We start from the raw sequence: 6,609 nt of genomic DNA on the forward strand, positions 1-6,609 counted from the left end.
TCGCCGTCCCATGAAAGCCTCACACCGCCTCACGGTCCTTCAGGTGAGACGCGGGCAGCCCTCCCTCACCGGGCTGCATGGTGTGCTTCGGTTGTTCGACGTGCAGCAATCTCGCCCACGCTCACACCCGGGAGGCTGTTTGGCAGGCCTGTTGTGCCGCCGCGTACAACTCCGGAGGAGCGAGTTCCACAACATGTGTCCGCATGTGGGTTGATGTGGCTTTTCCGTCTGGCTCGCCCTGGGGCACACAACCGACCGTCAGGGACGCACGACGACGGTCCATCCGGGGTTGTAGGTGTCCGGCACCGGAAATCGTCGCCAGTCACGCGCCCAGCGCGGTGGCTTCCGCTCGCGAAGGACCACCGCACTGGGGTGCGTCGAGGGATCCGTCTCCGTGACAGCGCACCCCATGGTGTGGGCGATGGGGATCGCCGAACTGTTCCCCGCGAGGACACACGGCGGGTGCACCCCGTGCTCGCGCAGCACGGAGGCGATCCGGTCCCAGTCTCCGCGGGCCCGCTGCTGGATGACCGCATGAGCGTGGACGAGAGCGGCCTGGACAGCCCAGTGCCCAAGGAGTGCCAGCGCGAGCACAGCGGCTGTCAGCATCGAACGGCGACCGCGGGCCCGGTGGACGACGGCGAGGATCCCGACAGCGGCAGGGAGCGCCAGCAGGGCGTAGGCCGGCAGCAGGAACCGCGGCGCGGCGTAGGGGACGAGAAAGAGATACGGTGCCGACGCGGCCACCGCCACCGACAGCCACAGCGGTGCTGCGGGCCGGCGCGCCCGGCGCTCCGCCCACAGTCCCAGGCCGACCAGCAGCGGAAGCAGCACCCACCACTCCGTCACGGGCAGAAGTACGCCGTCGCCCGTACAGGGACGGCACAGCAGCGGGCCGTCCAGCGCGGTGAGATGGGCGCGCAGGGAGAAGACGGCCCGCAGGCCGCCCTGGACCTCGTCGGCCTCCGCGAGCCGGTTCCGCACCCCGCCGAACCGCACCTCGGCCTCGACGATCCAGGGCAACGCACCCGCCACGAGCCCGGCCGCCACGGCCGACAGACGCCCCCTCAGTCGGCCGTGCCCGCGCAGTGCGGGCATGAGCACCGCGGCCAGGACCAGCGGCACGGCGACGGCCACACCGTCGTTGGGCCGCATCAAGGTCACCACAGCCAGGCCTGCCACGACACCCGCGTATCGGGGACGCGGCGGGAGGAAACAGCCCACCGCGGCGGTGGCACCCATCGCGGTGTAGTGGTTCGGCATCGCGGAACCGGCGTAGAACACAGTGATCCACAGGCTGCCGTACAGCCCGGCCGCCACCCACACCGCCGCCGGGCGGTGCAGGATCCGCAGCCAGGGCCGGAATCCCAGCCAGAGCGCACCGCCGGCCAGCAGGAGCAGCCACACCGTGAGCAGCACCGTCGAGTCGCTCCATGAGGCGATCGGAGCAAGCAGCAGGGGGACCCCGCGGGTGCGCGGGGCGCTGAACGGGGTCGCGGGACCGTACGGTCCGAAGCGGCTGGCATACACGATCTCGTCCCAGCCGAGCGGCAGTGTGAGCGGTACGAGGACGGCCGACAGCAGGCAGAACCCGGCGGCCACGATCCACAGTTTCCGCTGTGCCGAGGCCGCTGTGCGATCCGCGTTCATCCGACCCAGCCCAACGTGCGCCGCCCGCGGCACCGCTCCGCGGGCGAGGATGCCTGCCGTGGCGGTGAGCGGGGCAGCACGGTCGCGCCAGTCGGCCGGGCCGGGCGGTGGAGGAGCGGACCGACCGGCCCGCTCCTCCACCAGTGTGCTGAACAGGCGCTCGTAGCGGTCGGCGATGTCATCCGGGGTGAATCGTTTCGCCGCGTCGGCCCGGGCGGCCTTGCCCATCTCCGCACGCCGTCCGTCGTCCCGCATCAGTGCCACCAGCGCGTCGGCCACGCCCCGGGTGCTGTCGCGCGGGACCAGAAAGCCGTCCACACCATGGCGGATGATCTCGCCGGGCCCGTGGGGGCAGTCGGTGCTCACCACGGGCAGGCCGCAGCGCATGGCCTCCACGATCGTCATTCCGAACGACTCGTGCGCGGAGGTCACCGCGGCGATGGAACCCTTGACCCACTCGGCCTCGATGGGGGTGGCCGAACCCATCAGGAAGACCCGGTCACCGAGTCCGTGGTGGGTGATCCGGTCGGCTATCCGGGCGCGCTCCGGGCCGTCCCCGTAGATGCGCAGGGACCAGTCGGGGCAGGCCGCACCGGCCAGGGCGAACGCGTCGACCAGCATCTCGTACCGCTTGACGCGGGCCAGCCGTCCCGCCGCGACGACGACCTTGGCCGCCGCGTCGGCCGGTGGCACCGGGGGTTCGGGAACGCTGTTGGGGATGGCCAGCACCCGGGTGCGCGGCAGCCGCATGCCGCGTCGGTGGTCGCGGGCGTCCGCCTCCGTCATGGTGACCAGCGCGTCGAGACCGCCGTACCAGCGCTGGAGTTCGGTCCGCAGTCGGTGCGGGTGGTTCTCGTGGGTGAGGTGCTCCTGGCCGACGAGTACGGCATGTCGTGGCCCGAACCGGGCCACGAGCGCGTTGAGTCCGGCCCTGGTGCCCACGACGACGTCGGCGTCCGTCTCCCGCAGCCAGGTGATGACCCGCTGGTCGGCGAGCTGGTGGTACTGGTACGAGCGGCTGTCCCCCTTCGGGAAGACCTCTCCGGCCCGCCGGGCGAGCGGGTCCGCCGCGTCCGCGGAGCCCTTGCGCCGGTCGACCAGGGCCCGCAGCGGCACCTCCGGCGACCGCCCCAGTTGTGGTTTCCCGCGGTGCCGGAAGACCGACACGAGTTCCACCCGGTGTCGCCCGGCGAGCGTGTCGGCGAGTGTCATGGTCGTCCGTACGGTGCCGCCCATCGCGTAGGCGTTGTGCAGCAGGAAGGCGATGCGCACGTGCGGCGTCCCCCGGTTTTTCTGTGATCAGGCGCCTGAGCCGGGGTTGATGTTCGTGCCGGCGGCGGTCTCGGCGTCGGTCCTCGTATGGTCCGCCGCCGTCGAGTCCGGCCTGTGGCTGTCCACCCAGTGCAAGATGATCACCAGGAATCCGAGAAGGACGGACAAGGCGACCGCGGCCAGGACGCTGGTGGGCAAGGTGTGCTCCGGATGGTTCGACGTGCAGCGATGTCACGACCGACGCTCACAGCCGGGAAGTTGTTTGGCAGGCCCCTTTGCCGCCGCAGACAACCCCGGAGGATCGAGTTCCACATCACTTGCTCGGATATGTGCTGATGTGGCTTCCCGTCCCTACTCCCAGGCTTTCACCCGACGGCACGGCGGCGTACGCGTGCGGTGCGCGCGAGTGACAGGTCGCGGAGCTCGCCGCGCAGCTCGGCCCGGTATCGACACTGTGAGGAACATCCACCGCCCGCTCCGGTCCCCACTTTGATCCCCCTACGCTCTGCCAAGACCGCGTCAGGCGAAATCAGCGGGCGCGGGTGACCTCGAGGACTGTGGTCGGGCAGCCGTCGAGGACTTCGGTGAGGGCGGCTTGTTCGGCCGGGTCGACGGTCAGGTTCCACCGGGTCTTGATGGCGATCCAGTCGGTGGCGTAGGTGCAGCGGTAGCTCTTCGCCGGGGGACAGGTGGTGGGGTCCTGGTCGGCTTTGGAGCGGTTGCTGGTGGCGGGGACGGCGATGAGGGCGCGGGGGTCGTCGAGGTCGTTGGCGTAGGCCTGGCGTTCGGCCGGGGCCCATGTGGAGGCGCCGGAGTCCCAGGAGCCGGCGAGGGGGACGAGGTGGTCGATGTCGAGGGAGCGGGCGGTGGTGAAGGCGGTGTCGTCGTACGGTGAGTACCAGGAGCCGTCCGTGAGCGTGCAGTTGGGGTCCAGGGTGGGGGCGGTGGGGGCTTCGGCCAGGAGGACCTCGTTGCATGTGTGGCAGCCGTCGCGGTCCGGCGTCGACCCAGTGCGGAACCTTGTGCGCTCGTAGCCGGTGCGGTCCTCGTCCTGGACGGGCAGGGCCTGGAGGGCGTCACGGACCGGGAGGACGACGGGGTCACCAGGAGCGGCTGCGTGCGCCGTCTGCGTCGGGCCGAGCAGGACGGTGAGCGCGGAGAAGACGGCGGTCGCGGCGCCGACTGGCGCCGCGCATCCTGGGCTCTACGGTCGGCGGGCTCATCGTCCTGCTCAACGTCCGTACGCTGCTGGACGGTTGGATCGACGCGTCCGCCGCGGTCGGCACGTCCGTGTACGTCGTCCTCTGCGCGCTGTGGGCCGCCGCCCTGGCGCACTCGATCCGCGCCCATCTGAGGGAGAAGGTGGCGGAGCTGGTCGCGGCGTAGGCGACCGAGTCAGGCGTGCTCCGTCTCGTCCTCCCGGGGGATCTCCCGGGCGAGCGCGGCGAGGTCCGGAAGCAGCGCGGCCAGCCCCTTCAGCAAGTTGCCCATGTCCACGACCTCGGGCAGCGGGAAGTACGCGAAACACGCCTGGTCACCCATGAACGAGACCGCCGGTCCGGCGAGCTTCGCCAGGCGCTGGGGCAGATCCGAGGCGTAGAACTGGTCGGCCGTCGCTCTGCGGTTGTCGCTCAGCGGCAGGTACGGCACGTCGTGGGCGAAGCGGAGGCCGAGATGGGCCGCACTCCAGTGGCGCTCCAGGCGGAGGATCGGCGTGCGGTCGCCCGGCAGTTCGAAGTGCACGAGCAGCCAGTGCGCTTGGTTCCTGCTCTCGACGGTCATCTTGAGGAACCTGCAGATGGTGACCTGGTTGCCGTCGAGCGGACCGGTCACGGTGGTCATGAGGTAGGTGCTCATCAGCGCGGGGAAGTGGCTCGCGTAACCGACCCACTGGTCTCCGCCCTTGCGGCGTACGACCTGTTCCCAGCCGGGACGAGCGGCCAGGGCACGCATCGCCTGGTCCGCCTTGGTGACCCGGCTCGCGGCGCGAACCGCGGAGGTGATGCCGATGATGCACGGTGCCAGAAGGACGGCGAAGAAGAAGACCCAGCCGATCACGTATGCCCTTTCGCCCCTGTCCGGTAAATCCGTTCAGAGGCAGGTTCGCACCCCGGGCCGGCGCCGCGCATCCGTGGTTTCACGGACCGGGCCACTGAGCCGGCACCCGCCGCGGGCATGCGGCCCGGCCGCCACCCTCCGGGACGTGGAAGGGGGGCGGCGCTGGGCGGCTCGGTCCGCAGCGGCCCCAACGACATGCCGTGGGGACAGCGCGTCGCCCACATCCAGGACCCCGACGGCAACCCGGTGAACCGCACCCAGCCGATCCCGGCCCGGTGACGCCTTCCGGGGGCATGTGCTCCATCCCGTTCGACCAGGACGCCGCGAACCTGCTCTTCCAGCTCATCGCCCGTCTCGCCATGCTCACCGAGCAAGGGTGGTCACCGACCGGCCCTCCGGGCTTCGCATACGATCTCCGCCACCCGTCCCTTCGTCGAGCACGCGGTGCGACAGCGTGTCCAGGCGCTGGCAGGGGTGGACCTGCGCGGCGGCGTCCACATGTCCGGGCTGAGCCCGCGTCCCGCCGGCAGTCGGCTCGTCGAGGTCACCGACGCACCGATCGCGGCCGACATCGTCGTGGACGCCACTGGCCGCGCCTCGCGGCTGCCGGGACTCACCCAAGGCAGGTACGGCGAGATCGCCTCCACCACCGTCGACGCCGGGATCGGTTACGCGAGCCAGCTCTGCACCGCGCCGGCCGACGCTCTGGGCGACGTCGAGGGCGCGCTCCTTCTCCCTTCGCCGGACCATCCATCGGCGGCCTCCCTCTGCCCGTCGAGGGCGATCGCTGAGTGGTGGCGACGGTCGGCTTCCGCCCCTACCGGCCGCCCCGCGACCCGCAGGGCTTCGAGGCCTTCCTCACCCGGATCAGGGACCCCACCGTGTCCGACTTCGTCCGTACGGCACAGCCCGCCGCCGATGTCGCCGTGCACCGGCGGACGGGCAACGTGCGTCGGCACGACGATCGGATGAAGCGGTGGCCAGCCGGACTGCTCGCCCTCGGGGACGCGCTGTGTGCCTTCCATCCGGTCTATGGCCAGGGAATCACCGTGTCCGCGACAGGCGCTGTTGCTGCGCGGGGCGCTGCGAGCCTCGCTTGCGAGCGGCAAAGCCGGCAAATCTCGGTGCAGGCTGTTTTCAGCCGCTGGCCGAGCACGGCGGCCTGCGCGCTCAACGGACTCTCGACCGGCTTTACCACGTCATGGGCTCAGACGCCGAGCTTCTCCACCCCGCCCTGATCGCCGCCGCTAGGAGCTGTCCGGACGATCAAGCGTCCAGTTAGGGTGACTTGGCGGAGGGACCTGATGAGTGCTGTGGAGATGAGTCGCGCGGATGCCGTCGCGCTCGTGCAGCGGATCATGCAAGCGGACTACGCCTCAGACGATGAGGTGGACGGCTGGCTGGACAGGCTCGACAGGGCACTGGCATGTCCGTCCGGTCATGTCAGCGACTTGATCTTCTGGCCGCCGAGGCGGGACCTTTCGGCTGATGAGGTGGTCGATCAGGCCCTGGCATACCGGCCAATCGCTTTGTGAGGTCGGGACTCAGCTGCGAAGCCAGATGAGCAGAGCTGCGGTGGTTGCGGTGCCGAGGAAGACGTAGCCGCGCTTGATGCCCCTATGGATGTCA

The 6,609-nt window shown here is 70.6% G+C and carries 5 protein-coding genes and 2 pseudogenes; 3 read left to right on the plus strand and 4 right to left on the minus strand.

Features of this window, described 5'->3' with window-relative positions:
- Positions 1-1,683 precede the first annotated feature (1,683 nt).
- The 4 genes and pseudogenes from AOK23_RS52095 to AOK23_RS33330 all read right to left on the minus strand — a co-directional run.
- Positions 1,684-2,922: pseudogene (locus tag AOK23_RS52095) on the minus strand (glycosyltransferase); the annotation flags it as partial.
- A 27-nt stretch (positions 2,923-2,949) separates the two neighbouring features.
- Positions 2,950-3,120: a hypothetical protein gene (locus AOK23_RS48200; protein ID WP_157878227.1), complete on the minus strand. Its 171-nt coding sequence runs from the start codon at positions 3,118-3,120 to the stop codon at positions 2,950-2,952.
- A 331-nt stretch (positions 3,121-3,451) separates the two neighbouring features.
- Positions 3,452-4,066 (minus strand): HNH endonuclease family protein, encoded by a 615-nt coding sequence (locus AOK23_RS45970; protein WP_079049856.1) that lies wholly within the window; start codon positions 4,064-4,066, stop codon positions 3,452-3,454.
- Positions 4,067-4,317: 251 nt separating this feature from the next.
- The gene (locus AOK23_RS33330) at positions 4,318-4,980 is read right to left on the minus strand and encodes a hypothetical protein (RefSeq protein ID WP_055716274.1); all 663 of its coding nucleotides are present in this window, start codon (positions 4,978-4,980) and stop codon (positions 4,318-4,320) included.
- A gap of 147 nt (positions 4,981-5,127) precedes the next feature.
- Between AOK23_RS33330 and AOK23_RS33335 the strand changes: the two are divergent.
- The 3 genes and pseudogenes from AOK23_RS33335 to AOK23_RS33350 form a co-directional block, all read left to right on the plus strand.
- Positions 5,128-5,259: pseudogene (locus tag AOK23_RS33335) on the plus strand (VOC family protein); the annotation flags it as partial.
- A 515-nt stretch (positions 5,260-5,774) separates the two neighbouring features.
- Complete coding sequence (locus AOK23_RS33345) at positions 5,775-6,218, plus strand: hypothetical protein (RefSeq protein ID WP_055716276.1); 444 nt, start codon at positions 5,775-5,777, stop codon at positions 6,216-6,218.
- A 66-nt stretch (positions 6,219-6,284) separates the two neighbouring features.
- The gene (locus AOK23_RS33350; protein ID WP_055716277.1) at positions 6,285-6,515 is read left to right on the plus strand and encodes a bacteriocin immunity protein; all 231 of its coding nucleotides are present in this window, start codon (positions 6,285-6,287) and stop codon (positions 6,513-6,515) included.
- Positions 6,516-6,609 lie beyond the last annotated feature (94 nt).

Source organism: Streptomyces torulosus, from assembly GCF_001419765.1.
Classification (GTDB): domain Bacteria; phylum Actinomycetota; class Actinomycetes; order Streptomycetales; family Streptomycetaceae; genus Streptomyces; species Streptomyces torulosus.

Coding starts and splice junctions, on each gene's coding strand:
- AOK23_RS33350 (WP_055716277.1), top strand. CDS start 6,285: ATGAGTGCTGTGGAGATGAGTCGCGCGGATGCCGTCGCGCTCGTGCAG.